The organism is Streptomyces sp. NPDC060002, assembly GCF_042737245.1.
Taxonomy (GTDB): Bacteria; Actinomycetota; Actinomycetes; order Streptomycetales; family Streptomycetaceae; genus Streptomyces.
In genome coordinates, this window is the sequence record NZ_JBHWUW010000003.1 from 187217 (window position 1) to 209604 (window position 22388).

General features: G+C 70.8%; 23 protein-coding genes. 14 read left to right on the top strand and 9 right to left on the bottom strand.

Annotated elements, in window-relative coordinates:
• Positions 1–169 precede the first annotated feature (169 nt).
• Positions 170–961, bottom strand: coding sequence for an SDR family NAD(P)-dependent oxidoreductase (locus tag ACFWBD_RS04610; RefSeq protein ID WP_385662566.1), 792 nt, complete (start codon positions 959–961; stop codon positions 170–172).
• 688 nt (positions 962–1649) lie between these two features.
• Between ACFWBD_RS04610 and ACFWBD_RS04615 the strand changes: the two genes are divergently transcribed.
• Positions 1650–2228, top strand: coding sequence for a TetR/AcrR family transcriptional regulator (locus ACFWBD_RS04615; protein ID WP_385662569.1), 579 nt, complete (start codon positions 1650–1652; stop codon positions 2226–2228).
• 456 nt (positions 2229–2684) lie between these two features.
• Here ACFWBD_RS04615 and ACFWBD_RS04620 read toward each other — a convergent pair whose 3' ends face one another.
• A complete protein-coding gene (locus ACFWBD_RS04620) occupies positions 2685–2936 on the bottom strand; it encodes a winged helix-turn-helix transcriptional regulator (RefSeq protein WP_385662571.1) in 252 nt (83 codons plus the stop codon).
• A gap of 198 nt (positions 2937–3134) precedes the next feature.
• Here ACFWBD_RS04620 and ACFWBD_RS04625 point away from each other — a divergent pair, with 198 nt between their 5' ends.
• Positions 3135–4148, top strand: a complete 1014-nt coding sequence (locus tag ACFWBD_RS04625) for an NADP-dependent oxidoreductase (protein ID WP_385662574.1) — start codon at positions 3135–3137, stop codon at positions 4146–4148.
• Between the two features lie 220 nt (positions 4149–4368).
• Here the strand turns inward: ACFWBD_RS04625 and ACFWBD_RS04630 are convergent, their stop codons facing one another.
• Positions 4369–5442, bottom strand: coding sequence for an enoyl-CoA hydratase/isomerase family protein (locus tag ACFWBD_RS04630; protein ID WP_385662576.1), 1074 nt, complete (start codon positions 5440–5442; stop codon positions 4369–4371).
• Here ACFWBD_RS04630 and ACFWBD_RS04635 point away from each other — a divergent pair.
• Genes ACFWBD_RS04635 through ACFWBD_RS04645 form a run of 3 tightly spaced genes read left to right on the top strand, consistent with a single transcriptional unit; the run spans position 5424 to position 7593 of the window.
• Positions 5424–6491, top strand: coding sequence for a Rieske 2Fe-2S domain-containing protein (locus ACFWBD_RS04635; RefSeq protein WP_385662579.1), 1068 nt, complete (start codon positions 5424–5426; stop codon positions 6489–6491). The two genes, ACFWBD_RS04630 and ACFWBD_RS04635, sit on opposite strands and share 19 nt — an antisense overlap.
• Positions 6488–6661 (top strand): hypothetical protein, encoded by a 174-nt coding sequence (locus tag ACFWBD_RS04640; RefSeq protein WP_385662581.1) that lies wholly within the window; start codon positions 6488–6490, stop codon positions 6659–6661. The genes ACFWBD_RS04635 and ACFWBD_RS04640 overlap by 4 nt, the downstream gene beginning before the upstream one ends.
• Complete coding sequence (locus ACFWBD_RS04645) at positions 6658–7593, top strand: PDR/VanB family oxidoreductase (RefSeq protein WP_385662584.1); 936 nt, start codon at positions 6658–6660, stop codon at positions 7591–7593. Before ACFWBD_RS04640 ends, ACFWBD_RS04645 begins: the two co-directional genes overlap by 4 nt.
• Here the strand turns inward: ACFWBD_RS04645 and ACFWBD_RS04650 are convergent.
• Positions 7508–8431 carry an IclR family transcriptional regulator C-terminal domain-containing protein gene (locus tag ACFWBD_RS04650; protein WP_385662587.1) on the bottom strand — a complete coding sequence of 308 codons (924 nt, stop codon included), beginning with the start codon at positions 8429–8431 and terminating at the stop codon, positions 7508–7510. The genes ACFWBD_RS04645 and ACFWBD_RS04650 overlap by 86 nt on opposite strands.
• A 149-nt stretch (positions 8432–8580) precedes the next feature.
• Here ACFWBD_RS04650 and ACFWBD_RS04655 point away from each other — a divergent pair, with 149 nt between their 5' ends.
• From ACFWBD_RS04655 to ACFWBD_RS04670, 4 genes are read left to right on the top strand one after another with little or no spacing between them, the layout of a single operon-like run.
• A complete protein-coding gene (locus ACFWBD_RS04655) occupies positions 8581–9552 on the top strand; it encodes an ABC transporter substrate-binding protein (protein WP_385662590.1) in 972 nt (323 codons plus the stop codon).
• Positions 9549–10322 carry an ABC transporter permease gene (locus ACFWBD_RS04660; protein ID WP_385662593.1) on the top strand — a complete coding sequence of 258 codons (774 nt, stop codon included), beginning with the start codon at positions 9549–9551 and terminating at the stop codon, positions 10320–10322. Before ACFWBD_RS04655 ends, ACFWBD_RS04660 begins: the two co-directional genes overlap by 4 nt.
• The gene (locus tag ACFWBD_RS04665; RefSeq protein WP_385662595.1) at positions 10319–11137 is read left to right on the top strand and encodes an ABC transporter permease; all 819 of its coding nucleotides are present in this window, start codon (positions 10319–10321) and stop codon (positions 11135–11137) included. Before ACFWBD_RS04660 ends, ACFWBD_RS04665 begins: the two co-directional genes overlap by 4 nt.
• 20 nt (positions 11138–11157) lie before the next feature.
• Positions 11158–11979: an ABC transporter ATP-binding protein gene (locus tag ACFWBD_RS04670; RefSeq protein ID WP_385662597.1), complete on the top strand. Its 822-nt coding sequence runs from the start codon at positions 11158–11160 to the stop codon at positions 11977–11979.
• A 58-nt stretch (positions 11980–12037) separates the two neighbouring features.
• Here ACFWBD_RS04670 and ACFWBD_RS04675 read toward each other — a convergent pair whose 3' ends face one another.
• A complete protein-coding gene (locus tag ACFWBD_RS04675) occupies positions 12038–12706 on the bottom strand; it encodes a hypothetical protein (RefSeq protein WP_385662600.1) in 669 nt (222 codons plus the stop codon).
• Between the two features lie 291 nt (positions 12707–12997).
• Here ACFWBD_RS04675 and ACFWBD_RS04680 point away from each other — a divergent pair, with 291 nt between their 5' ends.
• Together ACFWBD_RS04680 and ACFWBD_RS04685 are read left to right on the top strand one after the other, a co-directional pair.
• Positions 12998–13603: a helix-turn-helix domain-containing protein gene (locus ACFWBD_RS04680; protein ID WP_385662872.1), complete on the top strand. Its 606-nt coding sequence runs from the start codon at positions 12998–13000 to the stop codon at positions 13601–13603.
• A 32-nt stretch (positions 13604–13635) separates the two neighbouring features.
• Complete coding sequence (locus ACFWBD_RS04685) at positions 13636–14160, top strand: toxin-antitoxin system, toxin component (RefSeq protein WP_385662874.1); 525 nt, start codon at positions 13636–13638, stop codon at positions 14158–14160.
• A gap of 110 nt (positions 14161–14270) precedes the next feature.
• Here the strand turns inward: ACFWBD_RS04685 and ACFWBD_RS04690 are convergent, their stop codons facing one another.
• Positions 14271–15302, bottom strand: a complete 1032-nt coding sequence (locus ACFWBD_RS04690; RefSeq protein WP_385662604.1) for an alpha/beta fold hydrolase — start codon at positions 15300–15302, stop codon at positions 14271–14273.
• Positions 15303–15540: 238 nt separating this feature from the next.
• On the opposite strand from ACFWBD_RS04690, the gene ACFWBD_RS04695 reads away from it, so the two are divergent.
• Positions 15541–15801, top strand: coding sequence for a hypothetical protein (locus ACFWBD_RS04695; protein WP_385662607.1), 261 nt, complete (start codon positions 15541–15543; stop codon positions 15799–15801).
• Positions 15802–15822: 21 nt separating this feature from the next.
• Here the strand turns inward: ACFWBD_RS04695 and ACFWBD_RS04700 are convergent, their stop codons facing one another.
• Together ACFWBD_RS04700 and ACFWBD_RS04705 are read right to left on the bottom strand one after the other, a co-directional pair.
• Positions 15823–16518: a 4'-phosphopantetheinyl transferase gene (locus tag ACFWBD_RS04700; protein WP_385662610.1), complete on the bottom strand. Its 696-nt coding sequence runs from the start codon at positions 16516–16518 to the stop codon at positions 15823–15825.
• Entirely contained in the window at positions 16515–17375 is an 861-nt protein-coding gene (locus ACFWBD_RS04705; RefSeq protein ID WP_385662613.1) for a metallophosphoesterase family protein, read from the bottom strand. The genes ACFWBD_RS04700 and ACFWBD_RS04705 overlap by 4 nt, the downstream gene beginning before the upstream one ends.
• A 349-nt stretch (positions 17376–17724) precedes the next feature.
• On the opposite strand from ACFWBD_RS04705, the gene ACFWBD_RS04710 reads away from it, so the two are divergent.
• Positions 17725–18876 (top strand): ATP-grasp domain-containing protein, encoded by a 1152-nt coding sequence (locus ACFWBD_RS04710; protein WP_385662616.1) that lies wholly within the window; start codon positions 17725–17727, stop codon positions 18874–18876.
• Between the two features lie 174 nt (positions 18877–19050).
• A complete protein-coding gene (locus tag ACFWBD_RS04715) occupies positions 19051–20739 on the top strand; it encodes a fibronectin type III domain-containing protein (RefSeq protein ID WP_385662619.1) in 1689 nt (562 codons plus the stop codon).
• A 331-nt stretch (positions 20740–21070) separates the two neighbouring features.
• Here the strand turns inward: ACFWBD_RS04715 and ACFWBD_RS04720 are convergent, their stop codons facing one another.
• Positions 21071–22321: an alpha-L-fucosidase gene (locus ACFWBD_RS04720; RefSeq protein WP_385662622.1), complete on the bottom strand. Its 1251-nt coding sequence runs from the start codon at positions 22319–22321 to the stop codon at positions 21071–21073.
• Positions 22322–22388: the final 67 nt, after the last annotated feature.

Genomic DNA, 22388 nt, shown 5'->3' on the forward strand with positions numbered 1-22388 from the left:
CTTGCCGCGGACGCGGCCGCCGCCAATGGAGGGCTGGGCCCCGGCTGTCCGTCCAGAAAGGACGCCGAGTGCGTCGGTCCTCACCCACGCCCCAGGACGCATCGGTCGTGTGCGGCAGCGGCCGCACCGTTGTCACAAAAGGACTCCCGCACCGGCGTCGGAGCGGCGGTCAGCCACGGTAGCGATCGGCCGGGACCCTCAGCGACAGGTTCGGCACGAGCGTCTGACGCGCCTTCTCGAACGACTCCCAGTCGCTGATCTGCGGCAGTGACGGGATGGTGACGGGCTCCCCGGCGTCGAGGCCGGCGAGCGCCGCGTCGACGACGTCGTCCGCGCTCATGATCCACTCATCGGGGAACGCCCCGAGGTCGGCGCCGGAGCCGTCCCAGAACTCCGTGCGGACAGCGCCCGGCAGCACGGCCTGCACCGTGACGGGGCTCTCGGCGAGTTCCTGCTGCAGGGCCTGGGTGAACGTCAGCACGTAGCTCTTGGTGCCGCTGTAGACGGCGCTGACGGGCAGGATGTTGAGAGCCAGGGCAGAGGAGATGTTCACCACGGTGCCGTGCCCGCGGGCCGTCAGGCCCGGCAGGACCGCGGTGGTCAGCCTGGTCAGCGAGGTCACGTTGAGGTTGATCAGTGCCTCGGAGGCCGCGGCGTCGGAGGTTGCCAGCGGGGCGAACAGCCCCCCGCCGGCGTTGTTGATCAGTATCGCGATGCTCTCGTCCGTCCGCAGACGCTCCTCGACCACGGAGATCTGCGCCGCATCGGTGAGGTCGGCGGTGACGACGTCCACTGCGCGGCCCGTACGGCTGCGGATGTCCGACGCCAGCGTTTCCAGCCGCGCAGTGTTCCGGGCCACGAGGATCAGGTCGTAGCCCCGGTCGGCAAGCCGCTGCGCGTAGGCGGTACCCAGGCCGGCGGACGCGCCGGTGACGACAGCGGTCTTGTTCTGCGTGGTCATGGGGTGGATCTCATTTCTGGTCTGGCGGATGAGTGGGGCCGAAGCGTCGGCCTCGCTTTAGATTACGATAGATATCTAAAGCGGTCCAGTCAACGGCCCCGACGCCGTCGGCCACCGCCCGCGGTCGGAGACTGCTCGACGCGCAAGCGCGGGGCCACAGGGTCGACAGTCGATCAGATCCGGATGGGGACTCCTCGGGCGCATGGTCGGCGTGGACGGTTTCGTGTACCGCCCTCACGACGAGCGCGCGGGCACGGCGAACGACACCCCTGCGCAGACACGCATGCCGCACACCCGCCGAGCACGACGTGATCCGCCTCCAACCAGCGTCGGATCACCCCCGGCCACTGAGGGGCGAGCAGCGCGGCCCTCGGCTCGACAGCCCCTCGGCTTACCGCGTTTGGACTCACGAGCCCAGGGACGGGGCCCACTTGTCGCCAGAGGTGCTGAAAGGCTCCGTCAGCCGCTGTACATGCGCTCCACGAGCTTTCGCATCGGCGTCTGCTCTCAACCGCACCCGGGAACGCAGGCATCGCACGGTCGGAAGTCGCCGCCGGTCCGGATGCGGCCCACGAGCTCCTCGCCTTGCGACGAGAGAGAGCCGTACGGAAAGAGGGGCGCTGCGGCCGCCCGCCGACACTTCGCGTACGATAGATGCACTTTACTATCTATCGTGGGCAGGTGCCTGATGAGTCGCGTTTCGCAAGCACAAGCGCTCGAGAACCGCAGGCGCGCGGTCGCCGCGGCCTCCCAGCTCTTCCGGGAGCGCGGCGTGAACGGCATCAGCGTCGCCGATCTGATGAAGTCCATCGGGCTGACCACGGGCGGCTTCTACAAGCAGTTCCCCTCCAAGGAAGCCCTGGTGGCCGAGGCGGCTCAAGCCGCCTTCGGGGACCTTGACCTACTCCTGGCGGAGTTCGATACGGCCCACGGCGATCACGACATCGCGCGCGGCGCCCTCGTCGACTTCTACCTGTCGGCCGAGCACCGCGACCAGCCCGGCACCGGTTGTCCCACGGCGGGGTTCGCGGGGGACATGGCTCGCGAGCCCACAGCCGGGGAGGTGCGCGAAACGTACGCAGCCGGTGTCCAGGAATTCGCCGCGTGGCTGTCTACCGACGCCACCGACGGCCTTCCCGTGGTGGCCACTCTGGTCGGCGCGATCCTGCTTGCCCGGGCCACTGCGGGCACAGAACTGTCGGAGAAGATCCTGGAATCGGCCCACAAAGCCCTGACCGCATCACAAGGCCTTGACCCGGAATCCTGAACACGGGTCATTCGACCGGGGCCGACGCCACGGGTGAGCGGGCATGTGCGCCCTGCGCTTCCTGGACCGCTCCCCGCCCACAACCGCCGCCGGCGCTCCGTGTCCCGCTACGGCGACCGCGCACCAAGGTCCGCCTCCACCAGGCCCGCGGCCAGACGGAGTGGGCACACCCCGGCAGACCGAACCCACCGGCAGACCGAGCCACCGCGAGCTCCTGGCGCAACCGCGCTCAGCTCACCCGGCGGGCCTCACGCGAAATGCAGGGCCGGTGACGCTCTCGATGTCTTCCGCCCGCACGGCGTGGCCTCGTTCGCAGCGGATCCGGGCGTCGACGTGCGCGCCGCATCCGCGGTGCCGGCGCCAGTACGGCCGGACCCTCCGGATGGGCGCGGTAGCGGTCGCCCCACCGCGGGAGCCCCATCACCGCCGGGACGAGGGCCATGCCCTTGGGCGTGATCACGTACTTCGGCCGGCTCCGCGAGCCTGGTTCCTTGTAGGTCTCGGTGGCCAGGATCCCTTCCTCACCAGCATCCGGAGCCGCGCCGCGAGGAGGTTGCGAGGACAGCGGAGGACGGGTTCGAAGTCGCTGAAACGGGACGAGCCGTACCAGACCTCGCGCAGGATCAGGATCGTCCACTTCTCACCGACGACCTCAAGGGTCCGGGCAATCGAGCAGTTCGACATGTCCCGGTCGAGACGGGGGTCCATGCCGGCGTCCTGAAGAGCTTCGGTCCTCCGCGTCCATGGGGGTGACCCCAGTCCTAGCTGAGTTTACTTTTCTATACTCAGTAGGTAGCGTCATGCCCAGCACCTCAACCCGGCCGCATGCGAGAAACGGGCGCGCAGGGGGACCTGCGCGAAGAATCAAATCGACTACCGGAAGACCCACGCAGAAAGGCGGCCGGCATGAAGGCATTCGTCGTCGAGGAGTACGGCAAGGACGGCGCGCGCGCCGCAGTAGTACCCGAGCCCACGGTCGGAGACCGCGACGTCCTGGTCAGAGTGAGCGCCGCCAGCATCAACCCGCTGGACAAAATGGTCCGCAACGGGGAGTTCAGGCAGCTCCTGAAGTACAAGCGTCCGTTCGTGCTCGGTCACGACGTGGCCGGCGTCGTGACGCGGGTCGGCTCCGCCGTACACGGCCTCACAGTCGGCGACGAGGTATACGCCCGTCCGCGCGACCTGCGGATCGGCGGTTTCGCGGAGTTCATCGCGATCGACATGGACGACGTCGCGCCCAAGCCGGCCTCCCTCACCCTCCAAGAGGCAGCCGCGGTTCCGCTGGTGGCCCTGGCCGCCTGGCAGGTCCTCGTCGACCGTGCCCACGTGAAGCCGGGTCAGAAGGTGCTCATCCACGCCGGTGCCGGTGGCCTCGGCTCGACAGTCATCCAGCTCGCCAAGCACCTCGGCGCCACCGTGGCGACGACCACGAACACCGAGACCGAGAAGTTGGTCAGGAGCCTCGGCGCCGACGTCGTCGTCGACTACACCCAGGAGGACTTCTCGAAGGTACTGTCCGGCTACGACCTGGTGCTGGACTCCCTGGGCGGGGCGAACCTCGAGAAGTCGCTGACCGTGCTGAAGCCCGGCGGCCTGGCCATCAGTGTCGTCGGTCCGCCGGACGCCGGCTTCGCCGAGCAGCTCGGCGCCCCCTCCTTCCTGGGCCTGGTCATGAACACGCTCAGTCGCAAGATCCGTAAGCGGGCCGAGGCCCTGGGCGTGCGCTACCAGTTCTTCTTCATGCAGGCCGACGGCTCCCAGCTGCGCAAACTCGGCGCCCTCTACGACAGCGGGAAACTCCGCCCGGTCATCGACAGCACCTTCCCCTTCGACCAGACACTCGAAGCGATGGCACACGTCGAGCAGGGCCGCACCAAGGCCGGCAAGGTCGTGGTCTCGATGGTGCCCGACCACGGCTGAGACCAGGCCGGGCCGCCGACCCTCCGTCCGGCACGGTCACCGGAGGGAGCGACGACGCCGTAGGCGGTCCCATGGCGCCTACGGTCGCGGAGAGCCGCCGCCGCAGGCGTCTCGGTGCCGTTCCGCACGCCGTACGGCTCGCGACGCAGCGCGCCACACGGTTCTACGCCGACCCGAGCCGTGGTCAAGCCCACGCACCCGTTGCGTGTCAGGAGTGTGATCACGGCGGACGGACCGCCACGCGTGCGTGGGCAGACATGCTCAGGGCGGCAGCGTCCGTCCGTCGAGCGACGTACGTTGCCGGTCGGGAGTGCGGTCCTTGTCGACCAGGGCCGCCACGGACGCCCTCCACGAAGTCCGGCGTGCGGATGGTCGTGCGCGTGAGGGCCAGTTCGTGGCCCAGGCACTCGCGCACGGTGCGCCGCCTGCCCCGGGCCAGCAGGGCGTGCGTGATCTCCAGGCTCCGCCGCGAGGCGGACTCCAAGGCGGCCGGCGCGGCTGCCGCCCAGGGGGTGCCGAGGCGGCGCAGGCGTTTCTCGATCTCGCCGAGGGTCGGCGCGCCAAACGCCCAGTCCACGTCCCCGCGTACCTGCGCCGGTCTGCTCGCCCCCACCGGGGAGCGGCCGGCGAGGCGGTTGAGGACGACATCCACCGGGTCGCCAGGGGTTGTCGGCCAGGGCATCGCCGACCGCGTCGAGCCCGTCCGCGGGGACGAAGTGCGTGGCCGCCCCGTGTACAGCGCTTCGGCCGCGTCGAGCCGGTGCCCGGTCAGTCCGATCCCTGCCCCGAACTCTGTTTCGATGTCCGCTGGTTGACGGGCACCGTCGCCGCTGAGGGCCGCGACGGTGCAACCGTCACCGCGCCTGTCGCGATGCTCCTGCACCTCGTCGCCCAAGTCACCGAACACTGGGGCACACGGCACAACCGCGAAGGCGAGGTCATCTGGGCGGAGCAGCTGATTCCAGCCCCTCTTACCGAAGTCTCCCCCGCTCCGGCATGAGGTTCTGCACCTCCTGCGGGCCCTCCCGCTGTCCACCTCGCCTACCTCCACATCGGCCACGGCGACGAGCACGAACTCCTGCAGCAACACGATTCGTAGGCGTGGAACACAAGGCACGGCTACGCATTCCGCTGGGGTCGGCCTCCGGGGCGCATCCAGATCAAACCTCTGAACAGGCCTTTTACACCGGCCCTTCCGCGAGACGGAAGCCGTATTGCGCCCCCGTGACGGCCGCCCCGACGATGCGACCACCACCAGAGACGGGAGCCGCAACGATGCCGCACACCACCGCATTCGCCAGGAACCAGTGGTACGTCGCCGCCTACAGCACGGAGGTCGGGCGCGAGGAGTTGCTCGGGCGGACGATTCTGGGCGAGCCGCTCGTCTTCTACCGGACGGAGGAGGACGGGACGCCCGTCGCACTGCACGACCGCTGTGTGCACCGCCGCTTCCCGCTGTCGGAGAGCCGGCTCGACGGCGACCGCATCGTGTGCGGCTACCACGGCTTCACGTACGACACGACCGGCGCCTGTGTGTACGTGCCGGGGCAGAAACGCATCCCGCGCACCGCCCGGGTCACCTCCTACCCGGTGGTCGAGCAGGACTCCCTGGTGTGGGTGTGGATCGGTGACCCGGGGCTCGCCGACCCACGGACGATCCCGCGTGCCCGGCACCTCGACTCCCCCGGCTGGACCACCGTCCAGGGCATGGAGCCCATCGACGCGGACTACGGGCTGCTCGTCGACAACCTCCTCGACCTCTCCCACGAGACGTATCTGCACGGCGGTTACATCGGCACCCCCGAGGTCGCCGAGACGCCGATCACCACCGAGGTCGACGAGGGCGCGGGGATCGTGCGGGTGAGCCGGCACATGGCCGACGCCGAGTGCCCGCCGTTCTACGCCCGTTCGACCGGTATCGAGGGCCGGATCACCCGCTGGCAGGACATCGAGTACCACGCGCCCTGTCTGTACCTGCTGCACAGCCGGATCGCGCCCGTGGGCGTCCTGCCCGAGGCCGACGGCAGCGACCCGAACGGCTTCCACACCGAGATCACCTATGCGATCACGCCGTCCGCCGACGGCAAGGTGTACGACTTCTGGATGGTCTCGCGGGACTGGGCGACGGACGACGACGAGGTCACCGCGTTCCTGCGGGGCAACAACCACACGGTGGTCATGCAGGACGTCGACGCGCTCAACCTCCTGCAGCGCACGCTCGGTTCGGAACGCACCGGCTACCAGGAGCTGAGCATCAACATCGACACCGGCGGCCTGGCCGCGCGCCGGATCCTCGCCCGGCTGGTGGAGGAGGGCGACAAGCCCGCGGAGAAGGTCCTGTGAGCACGGGTCCCACCGGCGAGATCTACCGCATCGACTGGCTGCCGGGCACCGACGTGCTGCACGGCATCTGTCACTGCGGCGCCGAGCACACCTCGCAGGACCCGGTCGAGATGTGGGAGTGGATGCTCGGCCACCCCGAAGGACACCGGCCGCGAGGAAACGACTCATGAACGTGTACGAAGCCGAACTGGTCGTCGCGAGCCGCGAGTTCGCCGCCGACGGGGTGCTCGCCCTCACCCTGCGCCACCCGCTGGGCGAGCCGCTCCCGGTCTGGGAGCCGGGCGCCCATGTGGACCTCGTCCTCGGCCCGGAGCTGGAGCGCCAGTACTCGCTGTGCGGCGATCCGGCCGACCGGTCCGCGTGGCGGATAGCGGTGTTGCGCGAGCCGGCCGGGCGGGGCGGATCCGCCCTGGTGCACGAGCAGTTGAGGCCGGGCGACAAGGTTCGGGTGCGCGGCCCGCGCAACCACTTCGCGCTGCGCCCGGCAGCCCGCTACCGCTTCGTCGCGGGCGGTATCGGGATCACCCCGATCCTGCCGATGCTCGCTGCGGCCGAGGCGGCGGGCGCCGAGTGGAGCCTTCTCTACGGCGGCCGCACCCGGGCCTCCATGGCGTTCGCCGGGGAGTTGGCGCGGTACGGCGACCGGGTCACCGTCGCCCCGCAGGACGAGAGCGGTCTGCTCGACCTCGGTTCCGTGCTCGACGCGCTGCCCGAGGGCACCCTCGTCTACTGCTGCGGCCCGGGCCCGCTGCTGGACGCCGTGCAGGAGCGCTGTCCGGCCGACGCGCTCCAGGTCGAACGGTTCCAGGCGAGGGAACAACCCGGCGGTCAGGACGGTGAGTTCGAGGTCGAGCTCGCGCAGAGCGGCCGGACCCTGACCGTCGCGGCGGGCGTGTCCGTGCTGGACACCGTGCGCGCGGCGGGGGTCGAGGTGCTCTACTCCTGCGCGGAGGGCACCTGCGGCACCTGTGAGACCGACGTGCTCGAGGGCACGCCGGAGCACCGGGACTCCGTCCTCAGCCCGCAGGAGCGGGAGGCCGGGGAGACGATGATGATCTGCGTGTCCCGGTGCCGGGGGCGCAAGCTGGTCCTGGATCTGTGATCCGAGGGGCGGCGGCGCCTCTCGCCGGGCCGGCGACGGGAGGTGTGGCGGCGGCTCCTGTCGGGTCGGTGATCCGCAGGTCGGCCTCGATCCGTGCCACGGCCGCCAGCAACGGCGGCAGCAGATCCCGGCGGACGGCGGCCACCGAGGTGCGGCCGGCGTGGACGGCTATGTTCACGGCGGCCACCACCGCGCCGTCCCGGCCGCGCACCGGGGCGCCCACCGACCGCAGCCCCTCCTCCAGTTCCTGGTCGACCAGGGCGTACCCCTGCCGCCGTACCCGTTTCAGTTCCGCCCGCAGATCCTCCGGCGCGACCAGCGTCCGTGCGGTGAGCGGGCGCAGCTCCGCCCGGTTCAGGCGGAGTTCGAGCTCGGCGTCCGCAAGGGCTGCGAGCATCACCCGGCCCACCGAGGTGACGTGCGCCGGGAAGCGGGTGCCGACCGTGACGACGGCCGACATGATGCGGGCGGTCGGCACCCGGGCGATGTGGACGATGTCGTCGCCGTCCAGGACGCACAGCGAAGAGGATTCCTTCACCTGTACGACGAGGTGCTCCAGATGCGGCTCGGCGACCTGCGGCAGCGTGAGGCCGGCCAGGTAGGCGTAGCCGAGTTCCAGCACCCGCGGGGTGAGCCGGAAGAGCCGGCCGTCGCCGTGGACGTATCCGAGATCCACGAGGGTGAGCAGCAGGCGCCGGGCGGCCGCCCGGGGCAGCCCGCAGGCGCGGGCGACTTCGCTGAGGGTGCGTGCGGGGTGCGCGGCGTCGAAGGAGCGGATCACGGCGAGGCCCCGCTCGAAGGACCTCACGAAGTGCGGTGCTCGGGCCGGGATGGACATACCACCCTCCCAACTGTCAACAATTTCGTCAGCTAAACCCATTGACCCCGTCGGACGGCGGGCTCTACGTTCCCTGCACGCCAGTTGAGCACTACTGTGCGGTGTGCGCACAGCCTGTCGGAACACCCGTTCTCTGCACAGGAGGAGCCTTGCGTCGTCTGTTCGCCGGTCTCGCGGCCGGCACCTTCCTGCTCGCCACGGCGGCCTGTGGCTCGTCCGACGACTCCGGTACGTCCACCGGGAGTTCGTCGTCCGCCGGCACCACGACCGTCAAACTCGGACTCATCCCCATCGTCGACGTAGCGCCCGTCTATCTGGGCGTGGAGCAGGGCTTCTACGAGAAGCACGGCCTGAAGCTGTCGATCACCACCGCGCAGGGCGGCGCGGCGATCGTGCCCGGCGTCGTCAGCGGCCAGTTCCAGTTCGGCTTCAGCAACATGACCTCCCTGCTGGTCGCGCAGTCCAACAACGTGCCCGTGCAGGCCGTTTCGAACGGCATCGCCTCGACGGGCGTGCAGGGCAAGGACTTCGGGGCGATCACGGTGAAGAAGGGCAGCCCGCTCAAGTCCGCCAAGGACCTGGAGGGCAAGAAGGTCGCCATCAACACCCTCAAGAACATCAACGAGACCGCGGTGCGCGAGTCGGTGCGCAAGGCGGGCGGCGACCCGGACCGGGTGAAGTTCGTCGAGCTGGCCTTCGACCAGATGCCCGCCGCCCTGGACAGCGGGCAGATCGACGCGGCGATGGTCGTCGAACCGGCCCTCGCGACCGTCAAGAGCCAGGGCGGTGTGGAGATCGCCTCGCCGCTGGTGGACGTGGCCCCGGACCTCACCGTCGCCATGTACTTCACCTCCACGCAGTACGCGCAGAAGAACCCGGACCTGGTGAAGAAGTTCCAGGAGGCCACCGCGGAGTCCCTCGCCTACGCCGACGCGCACCCGGACGAGGTGCGGCAGATCGTCACCACGTACACCAAGATCCCGACGGCGGTGCTGGCGCAGGTGACACTGCCCAAGTGGCCCGCCGAGGCCAACCGTTCGTCGATCGAGGCGCTGGAGAAGCTCGGCGAGCAGGACAAACTCTTCAAGTCGACCCCGGACCTGGAGAAGCTGCTGCCGTGAGAGGCGAGAACCTCGCACTCGGTACGGCCGGGCTCGCGGCCTTCCTCGCCCTGGGCGAGGCGGTGCCGCGGCTCGGCCTGGTCAAGGAGGCCTACTTCCCGCCGACCAGCCGCGTCGCCGGGGCGCTCGGCGACGAACTCGCCGACTCCGCCTTCTGGACGGCGCTCGGCGACACCCTCACCGCCTGGGCCCTCGGTCTGGCGATCGCGGTGGGAGCCGGGATCGTGGCCGGTGTACTGATCTCCGTCGTCCCCTGTCTCCGCGAGGCGACGGCCTCGACCGTCGAGTTCCTGCGCCCGATCCCGTCGGTCGCCCTGATCCCCCTCGCCGTGCTCCTGTACGGCACCGAACTGCGCTCGGTCCTGCTGCTGGTCGTCTACGCCTCCTTCTGGCAGATCCTGATCCAGGTCCTGCACGGCGTCCAGGACGTCGACCCGGTCGCCGAGGAGACCGCCCGCTCCTACGGGCTCGGCACCTGGGCGCGGGTCCGGCACGTGCTGTGGCCGACCGCGCTGCCGTACGTCATGACCGGCGTGCGGCTCGCCGCGGCCGTCGCGCTGATCCTCGTCATCACCGCCGAACTGGTCATCGGGGCACCGGGGTTGGGCGCACGCATCGCTGTCGCGCAGACTTCTCAGGCGGTCCCCGAGATGTACGCCCTGATCGTCGTCACCGGGGTGCTGGGGCTGCTGATCAACGTGGGCGCCCGGACGGTGGAGCGGCGCGCACTGGCCTGGCACCAGTCGGTGCGCGGGGAGGTGGCGGTGTGACCGGGACATCCCCGCTCCGGCCGGCGTCGGGAGCCTGGCGGCGCGTCCTGCGGCGGCTGCTTCTCACGCTCGCCCTGCCGGCCGTGCTGCTCGCCGCGTGGTGGATCGCCTCCGACGACAGCACGAACGTGTACTGGCCGCCGCTGCGCACGATCCTGAAGACCTTCCCCGACGTGTGGACGGCGGAGCGGCTGCGCACCGATGTGCGGCCTAGCGTGCTGCGGCTCCTCGGCGGCTACGCGACGGCTGCCGTCGTCGGGGTCGCGCTGGGCACGGTCATCGGGTCCTACCGGCGGGTGCGGGCGGTGTGCGAGCCGGTCCTGGAGTTCCTGCGGGCGGTGCCGCCGCCCGTCCTGGTGCCGGTCATCATGCTGTTCGCGGGCATCGGCGACACCATGAAGGTCGTCGTCATCGCGAGCGGCTGCGTGTGGCCGGTCCTGCTCAACACGGTCGAGGGCGTGCGGGCGGTGGACCCGGTGATGGCGGAGACGGCACGGTCGTACGGCATCACGGGCGTCGCCCGGTTGCGCGGCGTGGTGCTGCCGTCGGCGAGCCCGCAGATCTTCGCGGGGCTGCGCCAGGCGCTGTCGATCGGCATCATCCTAATGGTCATCAGCGAGATGTTCGCCGCGAGCAACGGGCTCGGCTTCACCATCGTGCAGTTCCAACGGGGTTTCGCCATACCCGACATGTGGACCGGAATCCTGGTGCTCGGCCTCCTGGGCTTCGTCCTGTCGGTGCTCCTGCAGGTCGTCGAGCGCCGGGTGCTCGGCTGGTACCACGGTCTGCGCGCATCCACCCGGCGGTCCCCGTGACCCTCGCGAAAGGGCGTTCCATGCACCCGCGTCTTGCTGTGTCCGGCCTGCGGAAGGTCTACGAGGGGTCCGGACGCCGGGTCGAGGCGGTGCGCGACCTCACCTTCACCGTCGAGGCGGGTGAACTGGTCTGTCTCGTCGGCCCGTCGGGCTGCGGCAAGACGACCCTGCTGAAGTGCATGGCCGGGCTGCTCACCCCGACCTCCGGCGAAGTGCTCCTGGAGGGCCGGAAGGTGACCGGACCACCGCCGGACATGGCGTTCGTCTTCCAGGAGTACGGGCGGAGCCTCTTCCCGTGGATGCGGGTCGGCGCGAACGTCGAACTTCCGCTGAAGCAGAAGGGGTTGTCCAAGGCGCGGCGGCGGGAGCTGGTCATGGACGCCCTCCGCTCGGTCGGCCTGGAGGACGCGGTCTCCGCGTACCCGTGGCAGCTGTCGGGCGGGATGCAGCAGCGGGTGGCGATCGCCCGGGCGCTCGCCCACGAGCCCCGGGTCCTGCTGATGGACGAGCCGTTCGCGGCGGTGGACGCGCAGACCCGCGCCGATCTGGAGGACCTGGTCCGGGGACTCTGGAGGGAACGCGGGATCACCATCCTGTTCGTCACGCACGACATCGACGAGGCCGTCTACCTCGGTGAGCGGGTCGTCGTCCTGTCCGCCTCCCCGACGGTCGTCCGGGAACAGCTGAAGGTCGACCTCCCGCCGGAGCGCGACCAGTTGCACACACGGGTGGCCCCGCGCTTCGCGGAACTGCGGACCCATGTCTACGAGCAGGTCCAGGCGGCGAAGCGCGGGACTCCGGTGGACCGCCTCACGAAGTCGGACACGCCTCCCCCGCACTGACCGTGCGCCCGGTGCCGACCAGGGCGCCGTCGGCGACCTGAACGCCGACGGTGCCCGGTCAGGCCTCGGAGGCCGGGACCACGCTGAGGTGGCTCGCGGTTCGGCGCGCGCCGCGCGTTCTGCGGAGCACGGGAGCCGGGCGGTTGGCGCGCAGCACCATCGTCAGCCGGGTGTACCCCATCTCCTGCAGAGTCCTCGGGGTGTCGGCCACGATGCGGCACTCCGTGGCGCCCCAGCGGGGGTCGGGGTGCAGCAGGGGCCGGACCGCCCCGTCGTGCTCGACGGCCTCCTCGCCGACCGCGCGGATCCAGTGCGGCAGCCCGTGCCGGTAGGCCGCCTCCATGATCGGATCCTGGGCGATGTCGCGGCGGATCGCCTGGAGCCCGTGGTCGTGACCGTGCCGCTCCATGGCCGCGGCGAAGCGGGCGAGCATCGGCAGGCACCAGCCGGGCTCGTGGTCGCCGAGGACCGAGGGGGCATCGGGATGGAAGAGGACGAAACGCAGGAAGTTGTCGCCGGGCAGGGCCGTCGGATGCGGGCCCACGTCCCGGAAAAGTGACGCGAAAGCGTCGTTGGAGAGAACGACGTCCCAGCGGTGGTCGAGGACGACGGACGGGAAGGGGACGGCCTCCAGGTATGTGGCGTAGTCCTGCAGATACGCCTGGGCCTCGAGACTCTCGGGGACGGGCCGCGGTGCGGACCGCTGCCCTCCTGCCTGATATGCCATCGGGAGGTCACCCCTCTTGCCTATGCGGCCTTCACGCGGCGTCCCGATCCTGCTGCCCCGACGCGAGCGGTGTCAACTATCGTGGCATTCCATGCTGGTTGACGGCTGAAATTGGCCACAGTTGTGGCGAGACCTGGATGTGAGTTCGAAAAACCCGTTACCCTCCACGCAGTTCACGGCGACCGTCAGTATTGGTGATCGTGTGCCTGTGAGAGGGACGTGAGAGACCTAGGAGACCTGTCGGTGGCGGAGGATGGCTTCGAGGTTCCGGGCGCCGCGGCGACGGTGCTGATGGCGGCCGTCGTCGCCCGGGTCGCCGCGCTCGCCGACCGGCTGGGCGTGCCGCACGCTGAGGTCTTCGGCACCGGGCGGCTGTCCGTCGCCTCCGGTGTCCCGGAGTCGGTGGTCAAGGCCCTGCTCAGCGGCCGGCCCGCCGGTGAGCCCGATGTACAGGCCCGCTTCCTGCAGCGCCTGGACCTGCTGCGCCGTACCCGGCTCAAGCCGAACGGCCGTAGGTACACCCAGCAGGAGATCGCCGACGGCGCCGGCATGTCGCGCCAGCAGGCGGGCGCCCTCATCAACGGCGACCGACGGCCCACGATGGAGCACTGCGACGCCCTCCAGCGCTTCTTCCGCGTGCACGCCGGCTTCCTCACGGCCGAGGACCCGGAGGCGCTCGCGGGAGCCCTGCAGCACATCGAGCAGGAGCTGCTCCAGAAGCTCGCCGCGCGGGAGGCGGCCGCGGCCGCCGCGGACCCGCTGGAGCGGCTGCTGCAGGACCACGGCGTACGCGGGATCGCGTGGCGGGCCGCTCAGCTGCCCACCGACCAGCACCGCGACAAGGTCGCCGAGTGGCTGGACATGCTCCTGGAGAGCGTGAAGCGGCCCGAGTCGTGATCCGGGGGAGAACTGTGAGCATCGCGAGGGAAATGCGCCGTCTCAGCGGCGAGCTGGTCGCGGAACTGACCCTGCCGGCCCCCGCCGTGCCGGCCGACCTGTACACCGCCCTGTGCGCCGGGATGAGCAGACGGCGCGGCCGCCCCGTGCATTTCCGCATGGCCTCCTTCCCGGCCGACACGGCCAGCGGGCTGTGGCTGGACATGGCCGACCAGGACCTCGTCGTCATCGAGGAACGCACCGCGCCCGAACATCAGTTGGTGATCCTGGGGCACGAGCTGTGGCACATGAAGGCGGGCCACTGCGGCCACCACGTCGAGGGCGCCGCGGTCGCGGCCCGTCTGCTCAGCGACGGGGCGGATCTCCAGGCGACGGTGCGCAGCGTCGCCGCGCGCACCCGTTTCGACCTGACCGACGAGAAGGAGGCCGAGAGCTTCGGCCTGCTGCTGGCCAGCAAGTGCCGTATCTGGCTGCCGGGTTCGTCACCGCGGGAACGGGGCCAGCGGGACCACCTGGCCGGCCGGATAGAGGCGTCGCTCGGCTATCTGGGACCGTAGGCCAGCCTGCCCGGGCGCTGGACCGCATTCCCGGGCGCTGGACCGCAAGCCCGGGCACTGGACCGACCGCAAGCCCGGGCAGCTGCCTCCCGGACCCCCTTGCACGGCCGTCAGGTGGCGCTGCGCTCGCTCGCCCCGCGCAGGTTCCGTGCCGCGCCGTCCGGCGGACCCGCCGTCCCCGTCCCGGGCCGGCCCTCGCGCAGCAGCCGGCGCCAGTGGTCGCGGCTCCAGTCGGCCGGGGCCGTGGTGCGGGTGAACTCCTCGACGAGGGCGCGGAACCGGGCGGGGTCGCTGTGGAACGGGAAGTGGCCGGCTCCCTCGAAGATCTCCAGCCGGCTGCCGGGCATCGCCTCGTGGGCGCCGTACGCGTGCCGCACGGGCACCACGCTGTCCCGGTCGCCCCACAGCAGCATCGTCGGCATGCCGGCCGTCAGATAGCAGCGGTCGAGCATCGTGACGACCTGGCCGCGCCAGTCGACGACCGCGCGCAGGGTGCGGATGAAGGCGTTGCGCGCGGTCTCGTCCGGCAGGGCGTCGACGAGGTGGAGCAGGTCGGGGGCGTCCTGGCCGAGATCGGTGTCCAGCAGTTTCATCAGACCGACGGCGAGGCCGACCTGGAAGCGTGCGCCGGGCAACCGGAGGGCGGGCAGCGCCAGATGGGCGCCCGGCAGCGAGACCAGCCGCAGGGCGGGGTTGACCTCCCGGCCGACTCCGCCCGCGCTGACGAGGATCAGCCGTTCGGTGCGCTCGGGGAACTGGTAGGCGAACTGCATCGCCACTCCGCCGCCCAGCGAGTGCCCGACCAGGGTCGCCGACTCGATGCCGAGCGCGCTGAGCAGATCGCGCAGACCGTTGGCGTACGCGGCCACCGAGTAGTCGGCGCGGGGCTTGTCGGAGGCGCCGTGACCGAGGAGGTCGGGGGCGATGACGGTATGGGTGCGGGCGAGGTCGGGGATCAGTTCGGCCCAGGTCTGCGAGGAGTCGCCGATGCCGTGGACGAGGACCAGCGCCGGGCCCTCGCCGGCCATGCGGAAGGCACGCCGGTAACCGTGCACGACCCGGTACCGCAACTCCAGTTCCGCGTCGCCCACCGGGCGCAGCCGGGTGCCGCGCGCCGGCCGCCACTGCGGGACATCGACCACCCGCTCGCCTCCTGTCGCCCTGGCCGCCGGCCGTCCGCCGAAAGCCTTCACCTCAGCGTAGAACCCCTTTCCGCCAGGGGATTTCAAGGAGGTTTCGCCTCCGCTAAGCGGGCGAACCAAGGTCGGGTCAGGCCGGATTGTCAGTGGTGGGCGGCAAGCTGGGGGGTGCGCCGCCGTACGGGGGCGTACGCGCCGTCGGGCGCGGGGGACACGACGCCGACACGGGGAGAGCCGATCGATGCCCACTGCCGTACTCACCGACCGCGAGCGCACCGCCGTCCAGGCCTACCTGCGGCTGCTGCACACCGTCCGTGCCGCCTTCGGCGACGAGGGGGACGACGAGGGCGTCGGCGCCCCCGCTGCGCCGCAGGACCGGCTGCCCCCGGTGGTCCCGCCCGCCGTCCTGGCCGAGGCGGAACAGGCGCTGGCCGCCGCGGGCCTGGCGGGCAACGAGGAGGAGTTCTTCCGGCTGCTGCACGGTTGGTGCCCGGGCCGGTGACCCCGGAGGGCGGTCGACGCCTCAGCCGTGGTGCACGGTGACCGCCGTGGCCACCAGCCCCCGCCGGACGGTCCAGCGGCCGTCGAAGTGCCCGAGCCGGTGGCCGCCGACCACCGGTCCGGGGACCAGCAGCCGGGCGCGGAAGACGCCGTGCGCGTCCCCGGCGGGGCCGGTGGCGTGGGTGAGGTCGATGTCCGCCTCGCTGAAGTCCAGCCACTTGCGGGTGAGGGGGAACCACGCCTTGTAGACGGACTCCTTGGCACTGAACAGCAGCCGGTCCCAGTGCACCTCGGGACGCCCCGCGGCCAGCGCGCCGAGCCGCTCCACCTCGGCGGGCAGGGCGACGGCGGACAGGACGCCGTCGGGAAGGGGCTCGTGGGGTTCGGCGTCGATACCGAGGGACGCCAGGTCGGCGGCCCGGACGAGGGCGGCCGCGCAGTAGCCCTCGCAGTGGGTCATGCTGCCCGTCAGGCCGTCCGGCCACTGCGGGGCGCCGCGCTCGCCGGGCAGCACGGCCTGTGCGGGCACGCCGAGCTTCTCCATGGCGCGCCGGGCACAGGCGCGTACGACGGTGAACTCGCGACGGCGCTTGGCGACCGCACGGGCCACCAGCGCCTCCTCCTGCGGGTACAGCGGCGCGTTCCCGAACTCGCGGACGCCCTCCTCGCCGAAGGCCTCCACCGCCACCACCGACTCCGGCAACAGCTCCTCGATCACTCGGTCCCGGCCTCCCTGGGCAGGATGCGGCGCAGCCGGCCCGGCGGCTGCGTCCGCTTGCGCCATTCCCGGGGGTAGCCCACCGACACCTCCTCGAAGCGCACGCCCTCGTGCCAGGTGGTCCGCGGGATGTGGAGATGGCCGTAGACCATGGTCTCGATCCGGAACCTGCGGTGCCAGTCCGCCGTGAGCCCGGTGCCGCACCACATGGCGAACTCGGGGTGCCACAGCACGTCCATCGGGTGCCGGTGCAGCGGATAGTGGTTGACGGGGACGACGGGCAGGCCGTCGGGGATCTCGGCGAGCCGCCGCTCGGTCTCGGCGACGCGGGCCCGGCACCAGGCCTCGCGGGTCGGATACGGGTCGGGGTGCAGCAGGTACTCGTCGTTGCAGACGATGCCGGTGCCCTCCGCGTAGGCCAGCCCCTCCTCCTTGGTGGCACAGCCGGCCGGGAGGAACGAGTAGTCGTACAGCAGGAACAGCGGCGCGACGACCACCGGGCCGCCGGGGCCCTCCCACACCGGGTAGGGGTCCTCGGGCGTGGTGACACCCAGGTCGCGGCAGACCTCGACGAGGTGCTCGTAGCGGGCGACCCCGCGCAGGGTGACCGGGTCCGTGGGATGGGTCCACAGCTCGTGGTTGCCGGGCACCCAGACGACCCTGCGGAAACGGCCGGCGAGGGTCTTCAGCGCCCAGCGGATGTCGGCCACGTTCTCCGAGACGTCGCCGGCGACCAGCAGCCAGTCCTCGTCCGACTCCGGGGCCATGGCCTCGACCAGAGCGCGGTTCTCCGGATAGCCGATGTGGAGATCGCTGACGGCCAGCAGTTGTCCGGCGCCACCGGCCGTCGACGTCACCTTCCGCCCCCGCTCACGAGCCCACTCTCCGCATCCTCACGAATACACCAGTGCCACCACGAGAACACATTCACGCGTGCGGTACAAGGTCGGATCGGGCCTCCCTCAGGGGCCGGACACGGTCCCACCTGCGCCGTAGCGCGCCCCTACCCGAACATGCGCCTCACGTGAACAAGATCGGAAAATCCGTAACACGCGCGTTGCACGCCGCACCCCCGGGAAGCCGTATGATCGCCCCAACACCACCGCCATGGACGTCCCTTCCGCAGGGCGGTTTGGTGACCCACCAATCCCCCTGCCCGGGCCGGGCCCGCTTTGCCCTGCCCGCGAACCGTGAAAGGCGGCCTGCATGGTCTCTCGCGTACGCGTCTGGCTCAACCGCACGTACGCGGAGAACGTGTTCTTCTCGGATCAGCTGCGACGAAATCCCAGTGACCGCGCGGTCGAGATCCACGCCACGCACGGTGACGCGGACTCCCCCGTACTGGCGGCCGCCGACACCGCCGAGCTGGAGCCGGAGGGCCTCTCCCCGGCCGCGTACGTCGAGTACGCCCTCGCACAGTGCAAGCGCCGCAGCATCGACGTGTTCGTGCCCCGGCTGCACCAGGCGGCCGTCGTGGCGCACCGGGCCGACTTCGACGCGATCGGCACGGCCCTGCTGGCGCCGCCGCCAAAGGCCGTCGCCGTCTTCCACGACAAGGTGATCGCGTACGAGGCCGTGCAGGCGATCGGCGTGCCCGTGCCGCCGTGGTTCCGGGCCCGGACGGCGGACGAACTCGTGTCCGCTGTCGAGGAGTTGGAAGAGGCCGGGCACCGGGCGTGCTTCAAGCCGGCGTCCGGCGCGGGCGGGGTCGGATTCCGGGTGATCACCCGCACCCCCTTCTCGCTGATGCACCTCAGCGGCTTCCCGAGCCCGTACGTCCAGCTCGACATGGTCGTCGAGGCGCTGAAGCGGGCCGAGGAAGAGGGCGAGGAGCAGATCGACTGGCTGGTCATGCCGCGCCTGGAGCAGCCGGAGGTGTCCGTGGACTGCCTCACCGGCCCGGACAACATCCTGCGGATGGCCATCGGCAGGACGAAGAACGGACGCCGCCGCGGGTTCACCCTGCACGAGCAGTGGCTGGAGCCGGCGCGTCTCATCGCCGAGGGCTTCGGGCTGCACTACCTGTCCAACATCCAGTTCCGGATGTTCGGCGACCGCCCGGTCCTGATGGACGTCAACACCCGCCCGGCCGGCGGACTCCACCAGCTCTCGCTGTGCGGCGTCAACGCCCCTTGGGCAGCGGTGCAGTTGGCGCTCGGCGAGGACCCGGGCGAGATCGTGCCGCCGTTCCTGGGGCAGGACTACACGGTGGTGTCGGGGCCGCGTCCGCTGCGCACGGTCACGCTGCCGCACCAGCGGGTGGAGGAGACCGCCGAGCCGCTGCTGCCGGCCGTGCCCGCGCCCGCCGACTCCGTCGAGGTGACCACGGCGGGCGCCGCGCAGGCACTGCCGCTCTAGGCACGACCGGGCAGGAGCGTCCGGGCACGAAGACCAAGAAGGATATTTCGCTCACCGGTATGGACCAGTTCCGTCTCTCTCCTTGACAGACGGATTGGTCCATACCAACTTTGTCGCGCACCCTCTTGCACTCCCCTGCACTCCCGAACACCCCCATTCCTTCAGGGAGATCGCGTGCGCACCAGATCCCTCGGACGCCCATGGCGTCGCTTCCTCGCCCTGCTCGGCACCGCCGCTCTCGCCCTCGCCGGGGCCGTGGCCCTGCCGGGCACCGCTCAGGCGGCCAACATCCTCACCAACCCCGGTCTCGAGTCGGGCGCCCTCTCGCCCTGGTCCTGCACCGGCAACCTCGGCTCCGTCGTCTCCTCGCCCACCCACGGCGGCTCCAAGGCCCTCGCGGGGGCGGTGAGCTCGAGCGACATCGCCAAGTGCGGCCAGACCGTCCCGGTCCGGCCGAACACCACGTACGCGCTGACCGGCTGGGTGCGCGGCTCCTACGTCTACCTCGGCGTCGACGGCGGCGCCTCCACATGGGCGTCGTCGCCGTCGGCGTACGGCCGGCTGTCGGTGTCCTTCACCACCGGGGCCTCGCAGACCAGCGCCACGATCTACGTCCACGGCTGGTACGCCCAGGGCACCTACTACGCCGACGACATCAGCCTGGACGGGCCCGGCGGCGGGGGCGGATCCGACACCCAGGCGCCGACCGCGCCCGGCGGGCTTACCTCGACCGGCAAGACGTCCTCCAGCGTGTCGCTGTCCTGGAACGCCGCCACCGACAACGTGGGCGTCACGGGCTACGACGTGTACAGCGGGTCCGCCGACGTGCTCACCGTCTCCGGCACGTCCGCCACGGTCAGCGGACTGTCCGCGAGCACCGGGTACACCTTCACCGTGAAGGCGCGCGACGCGGCCGGGAACACCTCCGGGGCCTCCAACTCCGTGAGTGTCACGACGAACGCGGGCGGTGGGGGCGGGACCGGGTTCAAGCAGGCCGCGCCCTATCTGTTCGAGGGCTGGGGCGACCCGCCGAGCGTGTCCACGGTGATGAGCTCGACCGGCATCAAGTGGTTCACGATGGCGTTCATGCTGGACGGCGGCGGCTGCAACCCGATGTGGGACAGCAACCGGCCGCTGGCCGGCGGGGTCGACCAGAGCGTCATCAACCAGGTGCGCTCGGCGGGCGGTGACACCGTGCCCTCCTTCGGCGGCTGGCAGGGCAGCAAGCTCGGCGCCAACTGCTCCTCGGCGAGCGCGCTGGCGGCCGCGCTCCAGAAGGTGATCGGCGCCTACTCCCTCAAGGCGATCGACATGGACATCGAGAACACGGACGAGTTCGAGAACGAGGCCGTGCAGGCACGGATCCTCACCGCTCTGAAGACGGTCAAGGCCAACAACCCCGGCCTGAAGACCATCGTCACCTTCGGAACGTCCACGACCGGGCCGACCTACTACGGCAACCGCCTCATCGAGCAGGCCAAGTCGCTCGGCGCCGACATCGACGTCTTCACCATCATGCCGTTCGACTTCGGCGGCGGTTCCGACATGTACGGCAACACCGTGAACGCCACGGAGGGGCTGAAGAACAAGCTGAAGTCCACCTTCGGCTGGGACGACGCGACCGCCTACGCCCACATCGGCATCTCCGGCATGAACGGCCTGTCGGACCAGCAGGAGAACACCACTCCGGCGATCTGGACCCAGATCCGTGACTGGTCCAACAGCCACCACATCGCCCGGCTCGCGTACTGGGCCGTCAACCGCGACCGGCCCTGCCCGGGCGGTGGCGTGGTGAGCAACTGCTCCGGCATCAGCCAGAGCACCTGGCAGTTCACCTCGATCACGGCCGGCTTCACCGGCTGAGCACCCCCGGACGCGAGCGAAAGTCCCCCGGACCACGGTCCGGGGGACTTTTTCCGCGAAGGGTGTATCAGGATCCGGGGGAGCCGCTCTTAAGAGTGAAGGGCCCCACGGGGGAGCAACCGGGGAAGCACGGGGCTCCAGGGGGAAGCACAGGGATCAACGGGGGAAGTCCGGGAATCGACGGGGGATTCCCGGCGGTACGGGGGATCGGGTCGGTCGGCCGCTGTCACGGGGAGCGGCCGGCCGGCCCGAATCGCTGCGCCCCGCCGGTCGTACGGGCCGGCTCGGCAGCTCCCGGCTCACGCGGTCCCGGCCAGGCCCGGACGGGTCCTCAGAAGCGTCCCGCCCCCCGGTACAACTCCAGTTCGCCGTCCAGTTCCAGGGCGAGGACCGTGGCGTGCGGGTCGAGATCGGAGCCGGCCGGCGGATCGATCCACAGCACGCCGACCGCCTCGTGCAGTCCGCCCACGACACGGTGGCCGAGTTCCGTTCCGGTGCCGAGCACGGTGACCCTGCGCACCGGCGTGACCAGACCCCGGACACCGATCTCGGAGCGCGGGATGTCGAACAGCGTGAGGTAGAGGGTGCGACGGTCGGCGGAGAGGGTGCTGGGCCCGTAGTGGTGCCCGGCCGGGAGCCCCCGCACCGTCCCGTACACGGCCTCCGCGTGCTTGCGGATCCACTCCCCCAGTCCTTCGAGGCGCTCGACCTGCGGCTGCGGGACGGTGCCGTCCTCCATCGGGCCGACGTCGAGCAGCAGGTTGCCGCCGCCGCCGATGGTCTCGGTGAAGTAGCGGATCAGCCGGGCGAGCGACTTGTGGTTCCGGTCGTGGTGCCGGTATCCCCAGGAGTCGTTGATGGTGAGGCACAACTCCCACGGCCCGGCCGGGGGTTCGATGGGGGCGCCCTGTTCGGGGGTGGCGTAGTCCCCCTCGCTGAGCATGCGGGCGTTGAAGACGACGTCCGGGGAGTACGAGCGGATCAGCGTGGCGAGTTCCTTGATGCGCCACTGCTCCTCGCTGCGGTCCCACTCGCCGTCGAACCACATCAGGTCGGGCCGGTAGCGCGAGGCCAACTCGCGGATCTGACCGTCCCGGTAGGCGAGGAACCGCTCCCAGGCCGGAAGGTCCTCGTCCTCGGCGGAGCACTCGGAGTAGCGGTTGTCCTCCATCTCCGGCGAGCGGCCCGGCTTGCGGGTGGTGGCGTAGTCCGGGTGGTTCCAGTCGGAGTGCGAGTAGTACAGGCCGACCTTGAGGCCCTTCTCGCGCAGGGCGTCGGCGTAGCCGGTGAGAAGGTCGCGGCCCACGTTCAGATCCCCGTACGCCGTGTCCCACAGGGCGACGCCGTCGTGGTGGCGGCTGGTGAGGACGGCGTATCCCGCGCCGGCGCGGGCGAACAGGCCGGCCCAGGCCCGCGGATCGTAGTGCGCGCCGGTGAAGCGGTCCAGCTGGGACATGTACCGGTCGTGGGGCACGATGTCGTCGTAGAACGACCAGGACTCCTGGACGCCGTCGACGGCGTAGATGCCCCAGTGGACGAAGATCCCCAACTTGGCATCGGTGAACCAGGGTTGCATGGGCACGGCTGAACTCCTCAGCAGAGCGGAGCACTTCGGGGGCGGGGGCGGGCGCGCGCCGGGTCGCGCCCGC